The following is a 22,187-nucleotide window of genomic DNA, read 5'->3' on the forward strand; positions in this document are numbered from 1 at the left end:
GGGTATTGCGGCGGAGCGCTGAGAACTCACGCAGCAAAACTACCCCGGCCTCATAGCGCCGAGGCCAGCGCGGTCAGGGTTTCCGCCGAGGTGTGGACCGGCCGCCAGCCGAGTTGGGTGCGCGCCTTCGTGGTGTCCATGACCATCGACGTGCGCGCGGTGTGGAGCCATTCCAGCATGGACGGGACGAGCGGCACCCGCGAAAGCGCCGCCGACGCCGCGGAGGCTGCGACGGCGGGAACCCGGACCGGGCGCCCACCCAGCGCCCTGGCCACGTCGGCGACCGTGACGACACCGTCGCCGGCGATGTTGTACGCCCCGGGGGGCGCCGGCGTGGTGGCCGCCAACGCGATCGCGCTCGCGACGTCGTCGTGGTGCACCAGCTGCAGCGGGTAGCCCGGGTCCGGGACGACCGGCTTCAAAATCGGCACCGCCTTGACCACTGCGCGCATCGGGCCGGGCAGTTGGTTCCACGGCATCGCATCGGCCAGGGCGGTGGCGTTGGGGCCGGCGACGATGCACGGCCGCAACACGAAGACCTCCAGCGGCGAGTCCTTGGTGATCTCGCCGAGCAGGGCCTCGCACGCCGCCTTCTGCTCGGAGTAATAGTGCTCTTCGGACCCCCGCGCCGGCGCGTCCTCGGTCAGCGGGTCGGGGTTGTCGCGGTGATATCCATAGGCCGCCACCGAGGACGTGTACACCAGGCGCCTGGGCCGCTCGCTGGCGACCGTCGCCTCGAACACGTTGCGGGTGCCCTGCAGGTTGATGCGGGCGCTCTCTTCCCGCGATCCCATGATGATGAAGGCCAGGTGGATCACCACGTCGGTCTGGGCCACCAGGGCGTCGACGGCCTCGCGGTCCAGGATGTCGCCCTGCTGGTAGGTGGTCTTCTGCCAGCCGCGCGAAGACGGGTCGAACGGGCGGCGGGCCATCCCGATGATGGCGTCCACGGCCGGTTCGCGCTCCAGCGCCGTCACCGCCGACATCCCGATCTCGCCGGTCGGCCCGGTCACCGCGACGGTAATTCCCACCCCAACGCTTTTTCCCGTCGGTGGCCCGCCGAAACCAGGGGTGGGAAACGTCACCCAGACCATCTCGCCCGGTGGCGCAAATCGTGAGCGCCGGACGCGCGGGTACCCGTATTGTCGGCGAACGATTCTGGCGGTCCGCGCACCGGCGGGCCGGGCGCGTGCAATTCGTCGCAATCGCGCCGAACAGCGTGTGAGGCGCGCCCGCAAGACCGATAATCTACGGCGATCGAACGCGGGGTCAGAGTGCATTGCACAGGGAATGAGGCACACATGGGGGACGAATCGACGGCCGCAGGCCGACCGACGCCCGGCGGGGAGAAGGCCGACCCCGGGACCGTCTTCGCCGCGCTGGCCGAGATCATCTACCAGGGCTCGGACGCCGGTCAGATGTACGCGGCCATCTGCGTCGCCGCCACCCTGATCGTCCCCGGTTGCGATCACGCCAGCCTCTTGGTGCGCGACGGCGACAGCTATGTCACCGTCGGCGCGAGCGACCGGTTGGCCCAGCAGGTCGACGAGCTGGAACGGCGTTCGGGCGACGGGCCGTGCATCGACGCGATCGAGGAGGAAACCCCACAGATCGACCCGGACCTCAGGACGCCGTCGCTGTGGCCCAAGCTGGCGAAGGTGCTGGTGGCGGAGACCCCGGTGCGCGGGGCGATGGGTTTTCGGCTGCTGGTGGACAAACGCAAAGCGGCCGCGCTCAACCTCTTCAGCGACACCGCAGGTGTGTTCGACTCCGAGGCGGCCGGGCGTGCGGCGGTGCTCGCCTCGTTCGCCAGCGTGGCCATCAACGCGGTCGCCAAGGGTGAGGACGCGAGCAGCCTGCGCCGGGGACTGCTGAGCAACCGCGAGATCGGCAAGGCGGTCGGCATGCTGATGCTGCTGCACGACATGACTGAGGACCAGGCGTTCGAACTGCTGCGCCGCCATTCCCAGTCGCTGAACATCAAGCTGGCCGACGTGGCGCGGGTCGTCATCGAGAGGCGCGGCCAGCTGCCGCCCCCGGAAGAAGGCTAGGCCCGGCTACTCGGGCAGCCGCAGCTCAGGCTTTTCCACCTCTTCGATGTTGACGTCCTTGAACGTCACCACCCGTACCTGCTTGACGAACCGGGCCGGCCGGTACATGTCCCACACCCAGGCGTCGGACAGCCGGAGTTCGAAATACACCTCGCCGTCGGCGTTGCGCGGCACCATCTCGACGCTGTTGGCCAGGTAGAACCGCCGCTCGGTTTCCACGACGTAGCTGAACTGTCCGACGATGTCTTTGTATTCGCGGTATAGCGAGAGCTCCATCTCGGTTTCGTACTTTTCGAGATCCTCGGCACTCATCTGTTCAGACGTCCTTCTCGGAGAAACACTTCCCCGGCGTTCCGCCCAGGGAATCCTGGTCCCATCTTTCCTCACCGATATCCGCCGCGCGCGGGCGGAGGTCCGGTCTGCATTCGGCCACCACGCGGCCACCCGACCCTTGTGACCCTATGGCCACCCGCCGAACGTTGATGAACGAATGGCGGTGTTCGGGGCAGGGCCCCAGCTGCGTCAGCGCCACGCTGTGCGCCGGCGTGCCGTAGCCCTTGTGCTCGGCGAAGCCGTAACCCGGGTGGTCGGCGTCCATGGCGACCATCAGCCGGTCCCGGCTCACCTTCGCCAGCACGCTGGCCGCGGCGATGCAGGCCGCCACCGCGTCGCCCCCGATCACCGGAAGCGACGGCACCGGCAGCCCGGGGACGCGGAATCCGTCGCTCAGCACGTAGCCGGGTCGCACCGCCAGGCCCGCGACGGCGCGACGCATGCCCTCGATGTTCGCGACGTGCACGCCGCGCCGGTCCACCTCGGCCGGAGGGATGAACACCACGTGGTAGGCCAGCGCGTAGCGACGGATCAGCGGGAACAACCTCTCCCGCGCGGCCTCGGTCAGCTTTTTCGAATCATCAAGTGCTGCAAGGCTTTCCAGTCGCCCCGGGCCAAGCACACAGGCGGCCACCACCAGCGGGCCGGCGCAGGCGCCGCGACCGACTTCGTCCACGCCCGCGACCGGGCCCAACCCGCTGCGGTACAGCGCGGATTCCAGGGTGCGCAATCCCGACGATTTGCGGATCACCGTCCGCGGCGGCCACGTCGTGGCCATGGCTACTGATGCTGTTGCGGGTTCACTGAAGACACGCCGCCCCAGCGCCCCGGTGGCCACACGATGAACCTCGCCTTGCCGATCACGTTGGACACCGGCACGGTCCCCGACGTCGGGTCGCCCGTGCACAACACGCCCTTGAGCGCCTCGGCCGGAACGCTGGTGCAGTGGGCGCGCGAGTCCGCCGAGTGCGTCCGGTTGTCGCCCATCACCCACAGCCGCCCTTGCGGCACGGTGACCGGCCCGAACTCGCTGCCCAGGCACGGGTACACCGACGGGTCGGCCATCATGGTGGCCGGATCCAGGTAGGGCTCCTTGAGCGGCTTGCCGTCGACCGTCAACCCGGTGTCGGCGCGGCACTGCACCGTCTGCCCGCCGACCGCGATGACCCGCTTGACCAAGTCGTTCTCGTCGGGAGGCACGAAGCCGATGAAGGACAGCGCGTCCTGCGCCCAGCGCAGCACGGTGTTGTTGGACCGGATCGACTTGTAGCCGAGGTTCCACGACGGCGGCCCCTTGAAGACGATGACGTCGCCGGGGCGCGGCGGGTCGAAGCGATAGGTGACCTTGTCGACCATGATCCGGTCGCCGACGCAGCCGGCGCAGCCGTGCAACGTCGGCTCCATCGACTCCGACGGGATCAGGTAGGGCCGCGCCACGAAGGTCAGCATCACGTAATAGAGCGCCACCGCAATGACCGCCAGCAGGGCGAATTCCCGCAGGGCGGATCGCTTGGTGCGCTCCGGAGCATCCGGGTCGGGCGCGTCCGCGGGTTCGGGAATCGATTGGGCGGCGTTCGGCGCCTCGCCTTCGGGCGGGTCCGGGATGCGGGTGGAGACCTTCGGCTCTGACTGGGCGGACTGGGGCTCAGATGAGTCCGTGGGATCGGTCACGAGATCAGAGTAGCCAGCGCAGATTGTGGCGCTGTAAACCGACCGGGACTGCCGCCCGGCCGTCCCAGCTCAGCGCTTTTCCTTGATCTTGGCCTTCTTGCCGCGGAGCTCGCGCAGGTAGTACAGCTTGGCGCGGCGGACATCGCCACGGGTCACCACCTCGATGTGGTCGATGTTCGGCGAATGCACCGGGAAGGTCCGCTCGACGCCGACGCCGTAGCTTTCCTTGCGCACGGTGAACGTCTCGCGGACTCCGCCACCCTGCCGGCGGATCACCACGCCCTTGAACACCTGGATGCGCTCCTTGGCGCCCTCGATGACCTTGACGTGCACGTTGATGGTGTCGCCCGGGCCGAAAACCGGGATGTCGTCGCGCAGCGACGCTTGGTCGACGAAGTCCAGGCGGTTCATCTTGAGAAGGCACTTCCTTGCGGTCGCGGCCTGCGGGGACAGCCCTCACCTGGGGTGTGAGGCGGTCGCCAAGCCGATGGTTTTGGGCAACTTGCGCGTATCTCGCAGCAGGCGGGAAGCGGCCCGGCCGGCCGGCAACCGCTGGAGACAACTGGTCAATTGTGCCAGACGGGGCGCTTGCCATGAAAATCACAGCTTCCGAGGCGGTTCACAGCGAGCCGAACACGCTGGTGAATGGTACATATGACTGGGGCCAGAACGCGCTACCGGACCATGCGTGACGGCCGGATCAGGTGGCGCGACGCGGCCCGCGCTTGTGCACTTCGGTGCGTCCGAGCCAGTCGGAGGAGAGGAATGCGCGTTCGGCCGCTGACTTTGTTCACCGCCACAGCGGCGGTGGCGTTGGTGGTGGCCGCCGGTTGCGAGGCGAAGGTACAGGCCAAGGTCTACAACTTCCCGGTGTACGTCACCCCCGACCGCGGCCTGCGTCAGCCGCCGCCACAGAGGGCGCAGCTGATGCTCGAGGCGGTCAAGCCAACGCAGCAGGAGCAGCAGCCGGCCAGCGCGGGGCCCGTCGGACTCCAGGCGCGGGTGCAGCAGGCGACGGACGAAGCCGCAGCCAGCGGCGCCGCTTTGTCGGTGGCGATCCTCGATCGCAAGACGCATCAGCTGGTCTCCACCGGCAACAGCCAGGTCATCGGCACCGCGTCGGTGGCCAAACTGTTCATCGCCGACGACCTGCTGCTCCACGAATCCGAGGGCAAGGCCGCGCTGAGCGCCGACGACCGCCAGGCGTTGGACATCATGTTGCAGTCCTCCGACGACGGCGCAGCCGAGCGGTTCTGGGCCCAGGGCGGCCAGAATGCGATCATCACCGCGGTCGCGGCCCGCTATGGCCTGGCGTCGACCACGCCGCCCGGCGACGGACGCTGGTGGAACACCATGAGCACCACGACCGACCTGGTCCGCTACTACGAGATGCTGCTGGACGGGTCCGGCGGGCTGCCGCCGGACAAGGCGAAGCTCATCGTCGACGACCTGGCCCAGTCCACCCCGAACGGGCTCGACGGCTATCCGCAGCGCTTCGGCATCCCGGAGGGGTTGTACGCAGAACCGGTGGCGGTCAAGCAGGGCTGGATGTGCTGCATCGGCAGCGACTGGATGCACCTGTCGACCGGCGTGATCGGCGCGGACCGTCGTTACATCATGGTGGTGCAGTCCCTGCAGCCCGCCGACGACGCCACCGCCCGCGAGACCATCACCCGGGCGGTCAAGACGATATTTCCCGAAGGCCGGATCGACCCGCTGCGGCGGGGCCTCTAATCGGAGGGGTCCAGCAGCTCGGGGCGCCGTTCCCGCGTGCGCTGCAGCGAAACCTCCCGCCGCCAGGCCTCGACCCGCGCGTGGTCGCCGGATAGCAAGACCTCGGGAACGTCGAGCCCGCGCCAGCTCGGCGGGCGGGTGTAGCTGGGGCCCTCGAGCAGCCGGTCCAGGGCCGGCGAATGCGAATCCTGCAGGTGCGAGGCGGGATTACCGAGCACTCCGTCGAGCAGGCGCACCACGGATTCGATCATCACCACGGCCGCCGACTCCCCACCCGGCAGGACGTAGTCGCCGATCGAGACCTCCTCGACCCGCATCCGTCGGCCGGCATCCTCGACGACCCGCTGGTCGATACCCTCGTAGCGACCGCACGCGAACACCAGGTGCTCCTCGGCGCTCCACCGCTGGGCGTCGGCCTGCGTGAACAACGAGCCGGCTGGTGTCGGAACGACCAAAACGGTTCGCTCCGAACAGATTTCGTCCAGAGCTTCGCCCCACACCGGCGCCTTCATCACCATCCCGGGACCGCCGCCGTAGGGCGCGTCGTCGACCGAACGGTGCACGTCGTGCGTCCACCTCCGCAGGTCGTGAACCCGCAGGTCGACCAGGCCCGAACCAATCGCCTTGCCCGGCAACGATTGCCGCAGCGGGTCGAGGAAGGCGGGAAAGATGGTGACGACGTCGATTCTCATGCCAGATCCAGTAGGCCCTCGGGTGGATCGATCTCCACGGCACCGTCGTCGAGTGACACCGACGTGACGATCGCGGCGACGAACGGCACCAACACTTCCCCGCCGTCGCCCCGGCGCACCGCCAACAGCTCGCCGCCGGCGGTGTGCAGCACCTCGGCGACGACACCGACGTCCTGGCCCGTCGCGGTCCGGACGTGCAGGCCCTCGAGCTGGTGGTCGTAGTAGGTGTCCGGCTCGTCGATGGGCGGCAGGTCATCGGAGTCGACGACGAACAGGGTGCCGCGCAGCCCGTCGGCGGAGTCCCGGTCGGTCACCCCGGCCAAACGCAACAGCAGCCGCCCACCGTGTTCGCGCGCGCTCTCGACGACGAAGTCGCGTTCACCGCCGCCACCGCGGGATGACCTGCCGCGCAGGGTATTACCGGGCGCGAAGCGCGAGCCGGGGTCGTCGGTGCGGATCTCGACGACGACCTCGCCGCCGATGCCGTGCGCTTTCGCGACGCGCCCGACGGTCAACTCCAACGGAGTTCCATGAGCGGCTACTGGTCGGTGTCCACCACGTCGACGCGGATGCCGCGGCCACCGATACCGGCGACCAGCGTGCGCAGGGCGGTCGCGGTGCGGCCGCCACGACCGATCACCTTGCCCAGGTCGTCGGGATGGACGTGGACCTCGACAGTTCGGCCGCGACGGCTGGTCACCATGTCCACCCGGACGTCGTCGGGGTTGTCGACGATCCCGCGAACCAGGTGCTCGACCGCGTCAACGACGACCGTGCTCATCGCCGCGTCAGCTTTCCGTGCTCGACTCGGCCTGCTCGCCGCCCTCGGCGGCCGTCTCGGCCGGCGCGGCTTCAGCAGGAGCCTCCGGCGCGGCGGCCTCGGGCGCGGCGGCCTCCGGCTCGGCGGCCTTCGCCGCCTTCTTCGCCGGCGCCTTCTTCTTCGGCTTCGCGGCCTCGGTGGTCGGGCCGCCCTCGGCCTCGGCCAGCGCGGCGTTGAACAGCTCCAGCTTGCTCGGCTTGGGCGGGGCCACCTTCAACCGGCCCTCGGCGCCCGGCAGACCCTTGAACTTCTGCCAGTCGCCGGTGATCTTCAACAGCTTGAGGACGGGCTCGGTGGGCTGAGCGCCCACGGACAGCCAGTACTGGGCACGCTCGGAGTTGATCTCGATGAGGCTCGGGTCTTCCTTCGGGTGGTAGCGACCGATGACCTCGATGGAGCGACCGTCGCGCCGCGTCCGCGCGTCGGCGACGGCGATGCGGTACTGGGGATTGCGGATCTTGCCAAGCCGGGTGAGCTTGATCTTCACAGCCATGGTTAAGCGAGTTCTCCTGTGTGTGTCACGCTGCAATTCAGCAACCGGGGCGGGATGCCCGGGTCCGGTTTTGCCTCGAGTGTGATGACCGGAACGCGATCGTGATCGCGCTGCGGACAGCCGCCCATTGTGCCAGACAGCCGTGCCCAAGCAGAAATTTGCGCTCAGTCGTCGATGTGCGTGGGTGGGTTACTGAATTCGAAACCCCATGGATGCAGGTCAGGACCCATCATGTCGCAGCGTGTGGCGCCGCGGGAACCCGACCCACCATAGGCGGAGTAGAACACCACGCAGCGTTGCCAGTTGCCGTCCGGATCAACCGGTCCGTCACACCTACTGACGGACAACCCGCCATACAGGCAGCCGGCGCCGGCGTTTGGCGCCAAGACGATCGAAGCTCCGCCCAGCAGTCCCGCCGCCAGCCCTACTAAAAAGGATCGTTTCATGATCGTGTGCCCAGTTCAGCCGTCGATGCTGCGCCTCATGGTGCCTCCCGTAGCGAAATGGCTGAGCCGGCTCAACCTTGCCGCGTCTACATGACCTTCTGGAACACCTTGGACTCGGCCCGCCGGGTCATCCGCCAGCCTTCGGGCGTGCGGACGAACTCGTCGTCGTACCAGAGCCCGCAGAACAGCACCTGATCCTTGTCACCCCCGAGCACCATCGGGTTGAAACAGATCACCCGCGACGAAGCCTTGTCCCCGTCGATTTGCACCGAGAAGTTGCCCAGCATGTGCGCGTACACCGGGAAGTTCGGCAGCACCTCCGACAGCCACTTCTTGACCTCGGGATAGCGGCCCTCGATGCCGCCGAGGGCGGTGTAGTCGATGTACGCGTCTTCGGTGAAGACCCTGTCCAGGTCGTCGAAGCGACGGTTGTCGATCGCGGTGGAGTAGTCCACCAGCAGCTGCTGGATCTCTAAGCGGTCGGAAATCTCGGCCAGGCTCAACATGCATCGGACAGTAGACGAAAATCGTCGCCGAAAAGGCCAGGAAGTTAGACTTTCGGCCCATGCGCAAGGTCATGGCCGCAGCAGCGGCCCTGCTGACGGTCGGGGCGTGCAGCGCCACCGTCCCCACGTCCTGGGCAGACAGCATGCAGCCGGTCGGCTCGATGCCGATACCGGACGGCCCGGCCCAGACCTGGATCGTCGCCGACCTGGACAGCGGTCAGGTGCTTGCCGGCCGCGACCAGAATGTGGCCCACCCGCCGGCGAGCACCATCAAGGTGCTGTTGGCTTTGGTGACCTTGGACCAGGTGAGCCTGGATTCCACCGTGGTCGCCGATACCGCCGACACCCAGGTGGAGTGCAACTGCGTCGGCGTCAAACCGGGCCACCTCTACACCGCGCGCCAGCTCCTGGACGGCCTGCTGCTGGTCTCGGGCAACGACGCGGCCAACACGCTGGCGCACATGCTGGGCGGACCCGACGCCACGGTCGCCAAGATGAACGCCAAGGCGGCCTCCCTCGGCGCGACCAGCACCCACGCCGCGACGCCGTCCGGCCTCGACGGGCCAGGCGGATCCGGGTCCTCGACGGCGCACGACCTGGCCGTCATCTTCCGCGCCGCGATGGCCAATCCGGTGTTCGCCCAGATCACCGCCGAGCCGTCCGCGATGTTCCCCGGCGATCACGGGGATCAGCCGATCGTCAACCAGGACGAGCTGTTGCAGCGCTACCCCGGCGCGATCGGCGGCAAGACCGGGTTCACCGACGCCGCGCGCAAGACCTTCGTCGGCGCGGCGGCGCGCGGTGGCCGGCGGCTGGTCATAGCCATGATGTACGGCCTGGTGAAAGCCGGCGGCCCGAGCTACTGGGACCAGGCCGCGACGCTGTTCGACTGGGGATTCGCGCTCAACCCGGAGTCCGGCATCGGCTCGCTATAGGTCCGCGCCCGGCGCCGCCGCGGACAGCAGCGTCATCAGCATCGGGATCCGTTGCTCGGCGATCTGCGGCTGCGGCAGCACCCCCTCCACCACGGCGGCCCCGTCGAACACGTTGGTCAGCACCGCCACCAGAACCGGGAACGTCTCCTCGGGAAAGCTCTCGGCGCCGGGCAGGGTGCGGGCCGCCTCCAGAATCTTCGTGGAGTATTGCCGCAGCTCGTTTTGCAAGGTGTCCCTGAGCTTTTCGTCGGTCCGCGCGGCGACCAGCAGCTCGTAGAGCACCGCGTTGCTGGGGGCGGCCGTGACGTCGCGCAGGATCGCCAGCGCGGCTTCGAGCGCCGGCCGATCGGGCGGTATCTCGGCGACCCGTTTGGTGAACGTCTCGAGCTGACGGCGCAACATCTCGGACGCGGTGGCCGCCATGAAATCGCCCATCGTCTCGAAGTGCCGGAACAGGGCACCCACGGACACCCCCGCCCGCTTGGTGATCACGGCGGCCGACGCCCGGGCGTACCCGACCTCGATGATGGTGTCGATGCAGGCGTCGAGAAGCCGGCCCACCGTCTCCTCACGACGCTGCTGTTGGGTTCTGGCCACGTCAGGCCCCGATTTTCGCGGGGCTCTGGCCCCGGTGACGCTGGCCCGCACGCAGGTAGCGGCCCGACTTCACGGTATGGCCGTAGCCCTCGCGGAACCGGCCCGCGCGGAAGACCACGGCACCGCCCACGCCCGTCGCGACGACGGCGTCGTCGTTGCGGTTGACCATCCGCCGCAAGCCGCCGTAGAAGGGCACCTCCTCCTCGTAGTAGCCCTCGACCGCCTCGTTCAGGCCGGCCGGGTCGATCACCACGAAGTCCGCACGGTCGCCCTGGCGCAGCGTGCCGGCGTCGATGCCGAACCACTCCCCCAGTTCGCCGGTCAGGCGATGCACCGCGTGTTCGGTCGACATGAACGGCGCGCCGGCCCGGTGGGCGTCCCGGGCGCGTTTGAGCAGCTTCAGCGGGAAGTTGTAGAAGGCCATGTTGCGCAGGTGCGCGCCGGCGTCCGAGAAGCCCATGTGCACGCTGCCCTCCTTGGCGAGCGCGTCGAGCAGCTTGGGGCGATGGTTGGCGACGATCGTGGTCCAGCGGACATTGCGTTCGCCGTTCTCGACCAGCACGTCGAGAAATGCATCGAGCGGGTGCAGCTTGCGCTCGTCGGCGATGGCGCCAAAGCTCTTGCCTATCAACGATTTGTCGGGGCACTCGACGATGACCGCGTCGTGGAAGTCGCGGTGCCACAGCGATGGGCCGAGTTTGATGCGGTCGAATTCGCGCCGGAACTGGCGGCGATATTCCTTGTCCGCCAGTAAATCGTTGCGCTGCAACTGGTCTCGCAGGTGCAGCGCGGCCGTCCCGGCGCCGAACTCTTCGAAGACCGGCAGGTCGATCCCGTCGGAGTACAGCTCGAACGGCACCGGCAGATGCTGGAAACGGACGCTGGCGCCAAGGATCTTGTTGAGCAGGCGCGTCCCCGGGCCGAAGACGTATACCGACAGCGGCATCGACTTGGCGTCGGCGGATACCAACATGCTCATGCGAACGCCCTTGCCCCGATTGAAGATCCGGCTGCTGGCGAGGAAGAAGAGCATCCCGGTGGCCGGCTTGGCCACGTTGGGGGCGCTCTGCAGGATGCGGCCGCGCTTGCGCAGTACCTTGATCAGCCTGCGCCGCTCGCGCCAGGTCGCGAAGGTGGACGGCAGCGCCCGCGACCGGAAGCGTTCACCGTCGAGCTTGTCGATGGCCGCGTCCATGCCCGACATGCCGAGCACCCCGGCGTCGAGCGCCTCGTCGAGCAGGCTTGCCATCCGCTCGACTTCGGCGTCGGTGGGCCGCACGGCGGCGTCGGTGGCCCGGTCGAGGCCCATCACCGCGGCCCGCAGGTCCGAATGGCCAAGCAGCGAGCCGATATTCGGGCCGAGCGGCAGGTCGTCGATCGCCTTGATGTATTCCGCCGCCGAGGACCAGGTCTTGTTCTCCAAAGCGCCGTAGACGTATTCGCGGGGCACGGCCTCCACGCGGCTGAACAGGTCGGCGGCGTCCTCGGAGTCGGCGTACACGGTGGACAGCGAGCAGTTCCCGAGCAACACGGTGGTGACGCCGTGGCGCACGGACTCCCGCAGGCCAGGGTCCAGCAACACCTCGGCGTCGTAGTGGGTGTGCACGTCGATGAAGCCGGGCACCACCCACTTGCCCGCCGCGTCGATCACCTCGGGGCAACCCGTCTCGTCAATCGGGCCGTCCGACACCGTGGCCACCACGCCGTCGCGGATGCCCAGCGTGCGGGTCTGCGGTGCACCGCCGGTGCCGTCGAACCACAGCCCGTCGCGAATGATCACGTCGTACGCCACTTTTGCCTCCAGTCGTCGTGTGAAACAGACCGTAACATAGATAGCAAGTACTCGCAATCTTTTCTGCGCTTCGGCGTGGCGCGCCCCTGACCAGGGCCGACGCGAACTCGGCAACGGGCATCCGGCCCGCGGTAGGCCACGCGGACACAGTCCTCGCGGCCGCGCGGGGGTTACGCCGAAGGGGGGAAAACCTTGCCGCGCAGGATCACCAAGTCGGGCCGGCACAGCACGTCAGCGCCCGATCGCGGGTCGTCGGAATAGCACAGCAGGTCCGCGGACGCGCCGTGATCGAGGCCGGGGCGTCCCAGCCACCGGCGGGCTTCCCAGCACGCCGAGCCCAGGGCCTGGGTCGGGCTCATCCCGATGCCCTTGAGTGCCTCGACCTCGTCGGCGATGCGCCCGGGCGCGACCATGGTGCCCGCGTCACTGCCCGCATAGATCGGCACGCCGGCGTCGCGGGCCGCGGCGAGCCGCCCCGGGCCGCGGGCATGCAGGTCGCGCATGTGGGCGGCGTAGGTCGGGTACTTCGCGGCGGCGGCGTTCGCGATGCCGGGAAAATTCTCGACGATGTTGACCAGCGTGGGAACCAGGACGGTGCCGCGCTCGACCATCAGCTCGATGGTGTCGTCAGTCAGGCCGGTGCCGTGCTCGATGCAGTCGATGCCGGCGTTGATCAGGCCGGGCAGCGCGTCCTCGCTGAAGACATGCGCCGTGACACGGGCGCCGTGGGCGTGCGCCGTCTCGATCGCGGCCTTGAGCACGTCGTCGGACCACAGCGGGGCGAGGTCGCCGACGCTGCGATCGATCCAGTCGCCGACCAGCTTGATCCAGCCGTCCCCGCGGCGCGCCTCTTGCGCGACCGCCTCGGGCAGCTGCGACTCGTCTTCCAGTTCGCGCGAGAAGCCGGCCGCGTAGCGCTTGGGCCTGGCCAGATGTTTCCCGGCCCGGATGATGCGGGGCAGGTCGTCGTGGTCGTCGAGGCTGCGGGTGTCGGTGGGTGAGCCGCAGTCTCGCAACAGCAGCGCACCGACGTCGCGTTCGATTTCGGCTTGGGCGATCGCGTCGTCGAGCGGGATCTCGCCGTGCTCACCGAGGCCGACGTGGCAGTGCGCGTCGACCAGGCCGGGCAGGATCCAGCCGCCGTCGAAGACGGTGTCGGCGCCGGCGACCGGTTCGGCGCTGATCCGGCCGTCGACGATCCAGAGCTCGCTCGGCGTCTCGTCGGGCAGCCCGACACCTCGCACGTGCATGCGCACGGCGGGCTAGTTCCTACCGTGACGACCCGCTTCGCCCGGCTCCGCCGCGCTCGCGATCGTCACGACTTGCCCGGAAACTTGAGCTTGGACAGGTCGAAGTCGGCCAACCCGGGCGGCAACTCGTTGAGGCCCTCGGGCAGGTGCGACAGGTCGGGGAACCCGGCCGGCATGCCGGGCATCCCGGCGCCGAGCGGGTTGCGGACCTTGGGCGGAGTGGGACCGCGTCCGCCCTTCTTGCCCTTCTTGCCCTTCGCGCCCTTGGCCTTTCGGGTCGCGGACTTGCGGCCCATGCCGGGGATGCCCATGCCGCCGAGCATCGACGACATCATCTTGCGGGCCTCGAAGAAGCGGTCGACCAGCTGGTTGACGTCGGACACCGAGACGCCGGACCCGTTGGCGATGCGCAGCCGCCGCGAGGCGTTGATGATCTTCGGGTCGGCCCGCTCCTCGGGCGTCATGCCGCGGATGATGGCCTGCAGGCGGTCGAGTTGCTTGTCGTCGACCTGGGCCAGCGCGTCTTTCATCTGCCCGGCCCCGGGCAGCATGCCCAGCAGGTTGCCGATCGGGCCCATCTTGCGGATGGCGAGCATCTGCTCCAGGAAGTCCTCGAGTGTCAGCTCGCCGGTGCCGATCTTGGCGGCGGCGGCCTCGGCCTGCTCGGCGTCGAAGACCTGCTCGGCCTGTTCGATCAGGCTCAGCACGTCGCCCATGCCCAGGATGCGGCTGGCCATCCGGTCCGGGTGGAAGACGTCGAAGTCCTCCAGTTTTTCTCCGGTGGAGGCGAAAAGGATTGGGACGCCGGTCACCTCGCGGACCGACAACGCGGCGCCACCGCGGGCGTCGCCGTCGAGCTTGGTCAGCACGACGCCGGTGAAGCCGACGCCCTCGCGGAACGCCTCGGCGGTGGTGACGGCGTCCTGCCCGATCATCGCGTCGAGCACGAACAGGACCTCGTCGGGGTTGACGGCGTCGCGGATGGCCGCGGCCTGGGCCATCAGCTCCTCGTCGATGCCCAGGCGCCCGGCGGTGTCGACGATGACGACGTCGTGGTGCTTCGCGCGGGCTTCGGCGAGCCCGGCGGCGGCCACGGCGACCGGGTCGCCGGGACCCGATTCGGGGGACTCGCCCGGGTGGGGCGCGAACACCGGGACCCCGGCGCGCTCACCGACGACTTGCAGCTGGTTCACGGCGGCCGGCCGCTGCAGGTCGCAGGCCACCAGCAGCGGGGTGTGCCCCTGGCCGCGCAGCCAGGCGGCCAGCTTGCCGGCCAGCGAGGTCTTACCGGAACCCTGCAGACCGGCGAGCATCACCACGGTCGGCGGTGTCTTGGCGAAGGCCAGCTGGCGGGTCTCGCCGCCCAGGATGCCGATGAGCTCTTCGTTGACGATCTTGACGACCTGCTGCGCCGGGTTGAGCGCACCCGAGACCTCGGCGCCCCTGGCGCGGTCCTTGATCCGGGTGACGAACGCCCGCACCACGGGCAGCGACACGTCGGCTTCCAGCAGCGCCAGCCGGATCTCGCGGGTGGTGGCCTCGATGTCGGCGTCGGTCAGTCGACCCTTGCCGCGTAGTCCCTGAAGTGCACCGGTCAACCGGTCGGACAGCGATTCAAACACCCCGCCAGCCTAGTGGTTGTACGGGTTGGCGGCCCCGCCGCCGCCCATCGACCGCGACACATAACCGGCTGTGACGACACGCCGAGGCCGGTCGCAATGGTTTATGTCTCGCGAACCGGCACCGGTGCAGGCGATCGCGCTATTGAATGGTCGGATGCTCGAGGTGATCGACAAAGGATCCTGCACCCGAGACCACCCGGTGCCGCTGCTCTTCGTGCACGGCGGCTGGCACGGCGCATGGTGCTGGGAACATTTCCTGGACTTCTTCGCCGACGCGGGCTATCGCGCGGTTGCGGTGAGCCTGCGCGGGCACGGGGGCAGCCCGACCGCGAAGCCGCTGCACAAGGTTTCCATCGCCGACTACATCGAGGACGTCCGTTCGGTGGCCGACGAATTGGGCGGTTGGCCAGTGCTCATCGGCCATTCGCTGGGCGGCTTCGTCATCCAGCGCTACCTCGAAGAGCACAACGCGCCGGCGGCGGTGCTGGTGGGCTCTGTGCCGCCGAAGGGCGTGCTCACCTTGGCGTTGCGGGTCTGGCGTCGCCGGCCGTCGATGACCATGGAAGCGTGGAGCGACCCCACGCTACTGAAATTCCTGGCGACCCCGGCGCTGGCCCGCGAGTACCTGTTCTGCGCCGACACGCCCGAGGACATCGTCGAATCCTGCAGGCAACGCGCCGGGGCCGAGAGCGTCCGCGCGGCCATGACCGACCCGGTGCTCCGCCGCGTCCGAACCCGGCGGGTGACCACCCCGATCCTGGTCCTGGGCGCCGAGCACGACGGGTTCGTGAGCATCGGCGAAGTACGCGCCACCGCGCGCGCCTACCGGACCGAGCCGCATTTCTTCTCGATGGGGCACAACATGATGCTCGAGCCCGGCTGGGCTGACGTCGCCGAACGCATCCATGCATGGTTGTCGGCGCGCGACCTGGCGAGCCGGGCGCGGTAGCCGCGCTCGAGTCGTTACTGCGCCGAAAAGCGTTGGCGTGCTAGATTTCACAGCCATCGCCTAATCTGGCTGGCCACATCGAAAATTACAACCACCCGGGGGGAAATGTCCGTGCAACCGGTCGCTCGCACGGAGACTTCCGTCGACGACAGCGGCGGCCGGGCGCTGCGCGGATGGCAGCGCAGGGCGCTGGTCAAATACCTGACCGGCCAGCCGCGCGATTTCCTGGCCGTGGCGACCCCGGGATCCGGGAAGACGACGTTCGCGTTGCGGGTGGCGGCCGAACTGCTGGGCCAGCGCGCCGTCGAGCAGATCACCGTCGTGGTGCCCACCGAGCACCTGAAGGTGCAGTGGGCGCAGGCCGCGGCGCGGCACGGCATCGCCCTGGACCCCAAGTTCTCCAACTCCAACGCCCAGATGTCGGGCGAATACCACGGCGTGATGGTCACCTACGCGCAGGTTGCCGCCCACCCCACGCTGCACCGGGTGCGCACCGAGCAGCGCAAGACGCTGGTCGTCTTCGACGAGATCCACCATGGCGGCGACGCCAAGACGTGGGGTGACGCCATCCGCGAGGCCTTCGGCGACGCGACCCGCCGGCTCGCCCTGACCGGCACGCCCTTTCGCAGCGACGACAGCCCCATCCCGTTCGTCGCCTACGAATCCGGCGCCGACGGGGTGCGGCGTTCGCGGGCCGACCACACCTACGGCTATGCCGAGGCGCTGGCCGACGGGGTGGTCCGGCCGGTGGTGTTCTTGGCCTACTCCGGGGAGGCGCGCTGGCGGGACAGCGCCGGCGAGGAGCACGCCGCCCGGCTGGGCGAGCCGCTGACCGCCGAACACACGGCCCGGGCCTGGCGCACGGCGCTCGACCCCGCCGGTGAATGGATGCCCGCGGTGATCGCGGCCGCCGACCAACGGCTGCGCCAGAAGCGCGAGCACGTGCCCGACGCCGGCGGCATGATCATCGCCTCCGACCGCACGGCGGCCCGCGCCTACGCCGCCCTGCTGACGAAGCTGACCTCGGAGGCGCCGACGGTGGTGCTGTCCGACGACCCCGGATCGTCGGCCCGTATCAGCGAATTCGCCGCCGGCACCAGCCGGTGGCTGGTCGCGGTGCGCATGGTCTCCGAGGGCGTCGACGTGCCGCGACTCTCGGTCGGGATCTACGCCACCAGCGCGTCGACGCCCCTGTTCTTCGCACAGGCCATCGGCCGGTTCGTGCGCTCGCGCCGCATCGGTGAGACCGCGAGCATCTTCCTGCCGTCGGTGCCCAACCTGCTGCAACTCGCCAGCGAGCTGGAGGCCCAGCGCAACCACGTGCTCGGCGAACCGCATCGCCCGGACGAGGACCCCCTCGACGGTGACCCGGCCATCAGAACGCAGACCGAGAAGACCGAGACCGACACCGGCTTCACCTCATTGGGCGCCGACGCGGAGCTGGACCAGGTGATCTTCGACGGGTCGTCGTTCGGCACCGCCGCCCCGGCCGGCAGCGACGAGGAGGCCGACTACCTCGGCATCCCTGGCCTGCTCGACGCCGAGCAGATGCGGGCGCTGCTGCACCGCCGCCAGGACGAGCAGCTGCAGCGGCGGGCCGCGCAGGGCACGCCGGCCACGGTGTCCGCGGGGCCCACGTTGCACGGCCAGCTGCGCGACCTGCGCCGCGAGCTGAACTCCCTCGTGTCGGCCACCCACCACCGAACGGGCAAGCCGCACGGCTGGATTCACAGCGAACTCCGCCGTCGTTGCGGGGGGCCGCCGATCGCCGCAGCGACCCGCGAGCAGATCCAGGCCCGCATCGAGGCCCTGCGGCGCCTCAACGCCGAGCACTCCTGACGCCTGAGTACGCCTTAGTCGCCGACCGGCTCTTGGAGCACTTCCACCGCGGGGCCGCCCAACACGGCGAGCAGATGCTCCTCGATCGCGGCTCGCGCGTCGCGCTCGGCGTCGGCGGGCACCGACACGCAGAAGACGTCCGCGGCCGTCGAACCGAACGTGTTGACCTTGGCCCAGACGATGTCGGCCCCCGCCTGTTCCAGCGCGCGGGTCAGCAACGCCAGCAGCCCCAGCCGGTCCATGGCGCGGACTTCGAAGATCAACTGGCCGGCGGTCGCCGCGTCGAGCCACAGGATGCGCGGCGGGGCGGTCGACCGGGTGACGGGCACCCCGGCCTGAATCTCGCCGGCCCGCGCGGTCGCGGCGCTGATCGCGTCGCTGTCACGCTTCTCCAGCGTGCTGAGGATGTCGAGGTCACCGGCCAGCGCTCCGTTGAATTGTTGACGCAGCAAGCCCGATTCGGGCGGCGAGCCGAACAGCGGGGACACGACGAACTCGACGATCGCGACGCCGTCGTGAACGTTGGCCAGGGCCGAATGGATTCGCAGCGAGTTCAATGCCAGCACCGCCGCGGCCTTGGAGACCAGCGCCCGCTGATTGGGCGCGATCATCACCGCGGTCAGGCGCTCGCGATCGTTGGGCTTGATCTCAACATGCACACCGCGGTCGGCCGCCAGCGAAAGGTAATGCGGCGCAATCGGTTCCGCCTCGGGAAGCCGCTCGCCCGCCATCACCAACCGGCAGCGGCGGACCAAGTCCTCGATCAGGGACGCCTTCCAGTCGCTCCATACCCCGGGCCCGGTGGCCTTGGAGTCGGCCTCCGCCAGCGCCTGCAGGAGTTCGAGCAGGTGCGGGTCCCCCTGTAGGGCGGCGGCCACCGCCTCGATGATCTGGGGGTCGTTGAGGTCGCTTCGGGTGGCCGTCACCGGCAGCAGGAGATGGTGGCGGACCATGCCCGCGAGCGTGGCGGTGTCCTCCGCGGAGAGGCCCAGCCGCTTGGCGATCGGGATCGCCAGTTCCGCGCCGAGCACGCAGTGGTCGGTGCCGCGCCCCTTGCCGATGTCGTGCAGCAGCGCGCCGAGCGCGAGCAGGTCCGAGCGCGCCACGCGGGTGGTGAGCGGCGCGGCGTTGACGGCGGTTTCGACGATGTGCCGGTCGACGGTCCACTTGTGCGAGACGTCGCGCGGCGGCAGATCGCGCACCGCGTCCCACTCCGGGAAGAGGCGGCCCCACAGCCCGGTGCGGTCCAGCGACTCGATCGTGTCGATCGCCGTGGGCCCGGCCAAAAGCACCACCAGCAGGTCGTCCAGCGCCTCCCGCGGCCATGGCAAGGGCAGGTCCGGAGCGCTGTCGGCCAGCCGTTTGAGCGTGCCTGCGCCGATGGGCAGGCCGGTGCCCGCCGAAGCGGCCGCGACCCGCAGGACGAGCCCGGGGTCGGTTCCGGGTTGGGCATCGCGGGCGAGCACCACCTCGCCGTCGTATTCGACCACGCCCTCGTCCAGCGGTCGCCGCCTGGGGCGCCGCACCAGCGCCGTCAGCCCGCGGCGGGGCAACGCGTTCTGCGCGGTCCGCAGGCCGGTCTCGGCGTGGTAGGCGATGGTGCGGCTGGCGCTGGACAGCAAGCGCGACAACGCAAATCGATCCCCGACGCCCAACGCGGCGCTCACTTCGTCGGCGAACTGGGCCAGCAGTTGGTCGCGTCCGCGCCCGGATACCAGGTGCAGTTCGGTGCGCACGTCGAGCATCGTCAGGTACGCCGCGTCCAGCGAGCCCCCCGGCGCGTCGGGATGGCCCATGCCGCGGCGGTCGATGAGCTGGGCGACGCCCAGCGCGTCGAGAAGTTGGACATCGCGCAGGCCACCACGGCCCGACTTGAGGTCCGGCTCCGCCCGCTGTGCGATGCGCCAACATCGTTGCCAGCGTTCGTATGTCATCGCGACTAGTTCGTCCATGCGGGATCGAATCGCGCTGCGCCACTGGCGTCGCGCCCCGGCGATCAATTCCGCCGACAGCCGCTCGTCCCCGGCGATGTGGCGCGCGTCGAGCATGCCCAACGCGGCCACCAGGTCGTTGTTGGCGACGCCCAGGGCCCCCGAGACGGTCCGCACGCTGTGGTCGAGCCGAACGTTGGCGTCCCACAACGGATACCACAGACCGTCGGCGACTCGTTGCAGCACCTCGTCGGATTTGTTGTCGTGCAACAGCATCAGGTCGAGATCGGAATAGGGCAGCAGTTCGCGGCGCCCCAACCCACCCACCCCGACGATGGCGAAACCGCCGTCGTCGGTGATGCCGATCTCGTCCGCCTTGGCCGCCAACCAGGATTCATGCAGCTCCAGCCACGCCTTGCGCAGCTCTGCGGGACCAAGCTCGCGGCCCTCCGCCAGCAGCCGGCGCCGCGAGGCTGCTAGATCGCTTGCACCGCAGGCGGTTTGTGCTTCCGCTGCGGATGAGCCGGACGGGCCGGGTGGGTTAGTCATACCCTCCCGGCCCGTCCGGCCTGGTTCAACGATGTGCGACTGCGGTCAGAGGGCATCGGTTCCGCGTTCACCCGTGCGCACTCGCACAATGGTTTCCACGGGGGTGACCCAGACCTTGCCGTCACCGATCTTGCCGGTGCGCGCCGCCCGGACGATGCTGTCCACGACCTTGTCCACCAGGGAATCGTCGATCACCACCTCGATTCGCACCTTCGGCACGAAATCCACCGAGTACTCGGCACCCCGGTAAACCTCGGTGTGGCCCTTCTGCCGCCCGTACCCCTGGATTTCGCTGACCGTCATCCCCAGGACGCCCGCTTCCTCGAGGCTGGTCTTCACGTCATCGAGGGTGAACGGCTTCACGATTGCGGTGACTAGCTTCATGCCTGCTCTGCCTCCACCTTGTCGCCCACTCGATCCTCCTCCAGCCCGTTGCGGTCATCGACGGGAACGCGCGCCGCCGGGAGGACGGATCCTTGCCCACCGATCGTTCCGAAATCGTACGCGCTCTCCGCGTGCTCGGACTCGTCGATGCCCGTTGATTCTTCTTCGGCGGGGACACGCAGCCCGATCGTGTACTTCAGGATCAAAGCCAGGATCAGGGTGACGATGCCGGAGTAGAACAGAACCGCGAAGGCGCCGACCGCCTGCCTTTCCAGCTGTGACCAGCCGCCGCCGTAGAACAGCCCCTTGGACACCCCGGTGACGCCGTTGATGGCGGTGCTCTCCGGCGCGGCGAGCAGCCCCACCAGCAGCGTGCCCGTCAGACCGCCGATCATGTGCACCCCGACCACGTCGAGCGAGTCGTCGAAGCCCAGCTTGAACTTCAGCCCGACCGCCAGCGCGCACACCACGCCGGCCACCAGGCCGATGACGATGGCGCCCAGCACGTTGACGGACGAGCAGGACGGTGTGATGGCCACCAGGCCCGCCACGATGCCCGACGCCGCTCCCAGCGTCGTGGGCTTCCCGTCACGGATGCGCTCGGTGAGCAGCCAGGCCAGCATGGCCGTGGCCGTCGCGACGGTGGTGGTCATGAAGGTCGCACCGGCGGAGCCGTTCGAGCTGGTCGCCGAACCGGCGTTGAACCCGAACCAGCCGAACCACAGCAAGCCGGCGCCGAGCATCACGAACGGCAGGTTGTGCGGACGGAACAGCGTCGTGGGCCAGCCCTTGCGCTTGCCCAGCACGATCGCCAGCGCAAGGCCCGCCACACCGGAGTTGATATGGACCGCGGTCCCTCCGGCGAAGTCGATCGCGTGCAGCTTGTTGTTGATCCAGCCGCCGTGCTCGGACGCGAAGCCGTCCGCCGCGAACACCCAGTGCGCGACGGGGAAGTAGACCAGCGTCGCCCACAGTCCGGAGAACACCAGCCAGGCGGTGAACTTGAGCCGGTCGGCGACCGCACCCGAGATCAGCGCGACGGTGATGATCGCGAACATCAGCTGGAAGGCCACGAAGACGGTCGCGGGCATGGTGCCTGCCAGCGGGATGTCCACCTGCGTGACGCCCTTGCTCGGGTCCGCCTTGACGGCGTTGCCGCCGATAAGCTTTGCCAGGCCCCAATAATCGGTCGGGTTGCCCACGACTCCGCCCCGGTCGTCACCGAACGACATCGAGTAGCCGTAGAGCACCCAGAGCACTGTCACGACGCCCATCGCGCTGATGCTCATCATGATCATGTTGAGCACGCTTCTGGTGCGCACCATGCCGCCGTAGAAGAACGCAAGGCCCGGCGTCATCAACAGCACAAGCGCGGAACTCGCCAACATCCAGGCGGTATCGCCGGTATCGGGTTGGCCCAATTGCGGGAATGCCACTCGCTCACCTCCGGTCAGGACATGAATGGCCGTCAGGCGACGCCTGTGACCTGATCCAGAACCTTGCGCAATGGTTGTTTCCGCAATGGGGCCACTGTGTTTCGGCGGTATTAACGTCCCGCTCGCCGTGTAAGCGGTTTCAGCCGAGCAGCGCGTC

General features: G+C 68.9%; 22 protein-coding genes. 5 read left to right on the plus strand and 17 right to left on the minus strand.

Annotation, left to right across the window (positions count from 1 at the left end; genetic code table 11):
* Positions 1–50: 50 nt before the first annotated feature.
* On the minus strand, positions 51–1,031 hold the full coding sequence (locus A9X03_RS21380; RefSeq protein ID WP_068262844.1) for an SDR family oxidoreductase: 981 nt from the start codon (positions 1,029–1,031) through the stop codon (positions 51–53).
* 270 nt (positions 1,032–1,301) lie between these two features.
* Here A9X03_RS21380 and A9X03_RS21385 point away from each other — a divergent pair, with 270 nt between their 5' ends.
* The gene (locus A9X03_RS21385; protein WP_067748149.1) at positions 1,302–2,051 is read left to right on the plus strand and encodes a GAF and ANTAR domain-containing protein; all 750 of its coding nucleotides are present in this window, start codon (positions 1,302–1,304) and stop codon (positions 2,049–2,051) included.
* A 6-nt stretch (positions 2,052–2,057) separates the two neighbouring features.
* Here the strand turns inward: A9X03_RS21385 and A9X03_RS21390 are convergent, their stop codons facing one another.
* The 4 genes from A9X03_RS21390 to rplS form a co-directional block, all read right to left on the minus strand.
* Complete coding sequence (locus A9X03_RS21390) at positions 2,058–2,363, minus strand: DUF2469 domain-containing protein (RefSeq protein ID WP_007171389.1); 306 nt, start codon at positions 2,361–2,363, stop codon at positions 2,058–2,060.
* Positions 2,364–2,367: 4 nt separating this feature from the next.
* Positions 2,368–3,162 carry a ribonuclease HII gene (locus tag A9X03_RS21395; protein ID WP_067748151.1) on the minus strand — a complete coding sequence of 265 codons (795 nt, stop codon included), beginning with the start codon at positions 3,160–3,162 and terminating at the stop codon, positions 2,368–2,370.
* 2 nt (positions 3,163–3,164) lie between these two features.
* Positions 3,165–4,055 carry a signal peptidase I gene (gene lepB, locus A9X03_RS21400; protein WP_067748152.1) on the minus strand — a complete coding sequence of 297 codons (891 nt, stop codon included), beginning with the start codon at positions 4,053–4,055 and terminating at the stop codon, positions 3,165–3,167.
* A gap of 69 nt (positions 4,056–4,124) precedes the next feature.
* The gene (gene rplS, locus A9X03_RS21405) at positions 4,125–4,466 is read right to left on the minus strand and encodes a 50S ribosomal protein L19 (protein ID WP_055403251.1); all 342 of its coding nucleotides are present in this window, start codon (positions 4,464–4,466) and stop codon (positions 4,125–4,127) included.
* 354 nt (positions 4,467–4,820) lie between these two features.
* Here rplS and A9X03_RS21410 point away from each other — a divergent pair, with 354 nt between their 5' ends.
* Positions 4,821–5,789 carry a hypothetical protein gene (locus A9X03_RS21410; RefSeq protein WP_067748154.1) on the plus strand — a complete coding sequence of 323 codons (969 nt, stop codon included), beginning with the start codon at positions 4,821–4,823 and terminating at the stop codon, positions 5,787–5,789.
* Here the strand turns inward: A9X03_RS21410 and trmD are convergent.
* The 5 genes from trmD to A9X03_RS21435 form a co-directional block, all read right to left on the minus strand.
* Positions 5,786–6,481 carry a tRNA (guanosine(37)-N1)-methyltransferase TrmD gene (gene trmD / locus A9X03_RS21415; RefSeq protein ID WP_068262847.1) on the minus strand — a complete coding sequence of 232 codons (696 nt, stop codon included), beginning with the start codon at positions 6,479–6,481 and terminating at the stop codon, positions 5,786–5,788. The two genes, A9X03_RS21410 and trmD, sit on opposite strands and share 4 nt — an antisense overlap.
* Positions 6,478–7,002 carry a ribosome maturation factor RimM gene (gene rimM, locus A9X03_RS21420; protein ID WP_068262849.1) on the minus strand — a complete coding sequence of 175 codons (525 nt, stop codon included), beginning with the start codon at positions 7,000–7,002 and terminating at the stop codon, positions 6,478–6,480. Before rimM ends, trmD begins: the two co-directional genes overlap by 4 nt.
* Positions 7,003–7,019: 17 nt before the next feature.
* Positions 7,020–7,262, minus strand: coding sequence for an RNA-binding protein (locus A9X03_RS21425; RefSeq protein ID WP_003878715.1), 243 nt, complete (start codon positions 7,260–7,262; stop codon positions 7,020–7,022).
* Between the two features lie 7 nt (positions 7,263–7,269).
* Positions 7,270–7,794, minus strand: coding sequence for a 30S ribosomal protein S16 (gene rpsP / locus A9X03_RS21430; RefSeq protein WP_067889489.1), 525 nt, complete (start codon positions 7,792–7,794; stop codon positions 7,270–7,272).
* Positions 7,795–8,326: 532 nt separating this feature from the next.
* Complete coding sequence (locus A9X03_RS21435; protein ID WP_067748161.1) at positions 8,327–8,746, minus strand: nuclear transport factor 2 family protein; 420 nt, start codon at positions 8,744–8,746, stop codon at positions 8,327–8,329.
* A gap of 59 nt (positions 8,747–8,805) precedes the next feature.
* Here A9X03_RS21435 and A9X03_RS21440 point away from each other — a divergent pair, with 59 nt between their 5' ends.
* Positions 8,806–9,681 carry a D-alanyl-D-alanine carboxypeptidase family protein gene (locus tag A9X03_RS21440; RefSeq protein ID WP_068262851.1) on the plus strand — a complete coding sequence of 292 codons (876 nt, stop codon included), beginning with the start codon at positions 8,806–8,808 and terminating at the stop codon, positions 9,679–9,681.
* Here A9X03_RS21440 and A9X03_RS21445 read toward each other — a convergent pair.
* From A9X03_RS21445 to ffh, 4 genes are all read right to left on the minus strand, one after another.
* The gene (locus A9X03_RS21445) at positions 9,676–10,278 is read right to left on the minus strand and encodes a TetR/AcrR family transcriptional regulator (RefSeq protein ID WP_067889492.1); all 603 of its coding nucleotides are present in this window, start codon (positions 10,276–10,278) and stop codon (positions 9,676–9,678) included. The two genes, A9X03_RS21440 and A9X03_RS21445, sit on opposite strands and share 6 nt — an antisense overlap.
* 1 nt (position 10,279) lies before the next feature.
* Positions 10,280–12,082: an amidohydrolase family protein gene (locus A9X03_RS21450; RefSeq protein ID WP_068262878.1), complete on the minus strand. Its 1,803-nt coding sequence runs from the start codon at positions 12,080–12,082 to the stop codon at positions 10,280–10,282.
* 158 nt (positions 12,083–12,240) lie between these two features.
* The gene (locus A9X03_RS21455; protein WP_156746626.1) at positions 12,241–13,320 is read right to left on the minus strand and encodes an amidohydrolase family protein; all 1,080 of its coding nucleotides are present in this window, start codon (positions 13,318–13,320) and stop codon (positions 12,241–12,243) included.
* Between the two features lie 65 nt (positions 13,321–13,385).
* Positions 13,386–14,942 carry a signal recognition particle protein gene (gene ffh, locus A9X03_RS21460; RefSeq protein ID WP_067748170.1) on the minus strand — a complete coding sequence of 519 codons (1,557 nt, stop codon included), beginning with the start codon at positions 14,940–14,942 and terminating at the stop codon, positions 13,386–13,388.
* Positions 14,943–15,096: 154 nt separating this feature from the next.
* On the opposite strand from ffh, the gene A9X03_RS21465 reads away from it, so the two are divergent.
* Together A9X03_RS21465 and A9X03_RS21470 are read left to right on the plus strand one after the other, a co-directional pair.
* Positions 15,097–15,891 (plus strand): alpha/beta hydrolase, encoded by a 795-nt coding sequence (locus tag A9X03_RS21465; protein ID WP_067748180.1) that lies wholly within the window; start codon positions 15,097–15,099, stop codon positions 15,889–15,891.
* 105 nt (positions 15,892–15,996) lie between these two features.
* On the plus strand, positions 15,997–17,730 hold the full coding sequence (locus A9X03_RS21470) for a DEAD/DEAH box helicase (RefSeq protein ID WP_068262859.1): 1,734 nt from the start codon (positions 15,997–15,999) through the stop codon (positions 17,728–17,730).
* A 14-nt stretch (positions 17,731–17,744) separates the two neighbouring features.
* Here the strand turns inward: A9X03_RS21470 and A9X03_RS21475 are convergent, their stop codons facing one another.
* The 3 genes from A9X03_RS21475 to A9X03_RS21485 are packed head-to-tail and all read right to left on the minus strand — an operon-like array spanning position 17,745 to position 21,982.
* Positions 17,745–20,210: a [protein-PII] uridylyltransferase gene (locus A9X03_RS21475; RefSeq protein ID WP_068262871.1), complete on the minus strand. Its 2,466-nt coding sequence runs from the start codon at positions 20,208–20,210 to the stop codon at positions 17,745–17,747.
* A 45-nt stretch (positions 20,211–20,255) separates the two neighbouring features.
* Positions 20,256–20,594: a P-II family nitrogen regulator gene (locus A9X03_RS21480; protein WP_067748184.1), complete on the minus strand. Its 339-nt coding sequence runs from the start codon at positions 20,592–20,594 to the stop codon at positions 20,256–20,258.
* Complete coding sequence (locus A9X03_RS21485) at positions 20,591–21,982, minus strand: ammonium transporter (protein WP_068262872.1); 1,392 nt, start codon at positions 21,980–21,982, stop codon at positions 20,591–20,593. The genes A9X03_RS21480 and A9X03_RS21485 overlap by 4 nt, the downstream gene beginning before the upstream one ends.
* Between the last annotated feature and the right edge of the window lie 205 nt (positions 21,983–22,187).

This window comes from Mycobacterium sp. E1715, assembly GCF_001667625.1.
Lineage (GTDB): Bacteria > Actinomycetota > Actinomycetes > Mycobacteriales > Mycobacteriaceae > Mycobacterium.